This is a genomic window from Halorubrum tibetense (assembly GCF_042661865.1).
In the GTDB taxonomy this organism is placed as follows: domain Archaea; phylum Halobacteriota; class Halobacteria; order Halobacteriales; family Haloferacaceae; genus Halorubrum; species Halorubrum tibetense.
Map to the genome: position 1 here is coordinate 1 of NZ_JBHSWW010000607.1, position 662 is coordinate 662.

Below are 662 nucleotides of genomic sequence, written 5' to 3' on the forward strand. Positions count from 1 at the left end.
ATCTGGTAGCCAAATTGCACATTAGGTAGTACGGGCAACTCTAACTCGCGCTTGAAATTCACTTCGAAAGCGTTCGAATCAACTTCCAAGGTTTCGTAAGTACCGGTTACCAAGGTACGAACGTTGCCACTACCTTGCCTTACTTCGCCCGAGCCACTTACCGAGTCAAACACTTGCCAAGTGCCCGCTTCTAAATCGAGGTTGTCGTAATCAACCAAGGTATACACGTAATCGTCGATGCTGCCCTCACCCGTGTACACCGACTTTTTTACCTCGTTGTTTTATTGGGCGATTACATTTAAAAACGTGTTTGCAGCTGAACGGCACTCACGGTTTCCTGATAGCTGGCGCTGTCTAAGTTTGACCGGTAATCAGCGTAATCAATTTTTGCAGCCAAGCTCACATAATCGTTAAGTCCAACAATCCATTTTGCTTCCCAGTGCTGCTGGCGATCGGCGCGATTAGGCAGCGCTTCCGTTTCACCAAAGGCATTCGCGCGCGGCTCTAAACCTGGGCCTTGGTAATCTCTATCCGAGTAGCGCCAGCCGAGTTGTGTTTGACTCTCAAAGCCCAGCAGGGTGAATTTATGCGACCAGCGCGCGCGTAGGTTAACGCCCTCATAGCTGTAGTTATGCTGCTGCGCGACTTCGTCCTCGCGATCT

Annotated in this window: 2 protein-coding genes; both read right to left on the bottom strand. The window is 50.2% G+C overall.

Annotated features, from left to right (window positions below):
• The coding region (locus ACFQEU_RS17235) for a hypothetical protein (RefSeq protein WP_379784139.1) at positions 1 to 260 on the bottom strand (260 nt) is incomplete at its 3' end.
• 38 nt (positions 261 to 298) lie between these two features.
• A partial coding sequence (locus ACFQEU_RS17240) for a hypothetical protein (RefSeq protein WP_379784141.1) occupies positions 299 to 662 on the bottom strand: 364 nt, incomplete at its 5' end.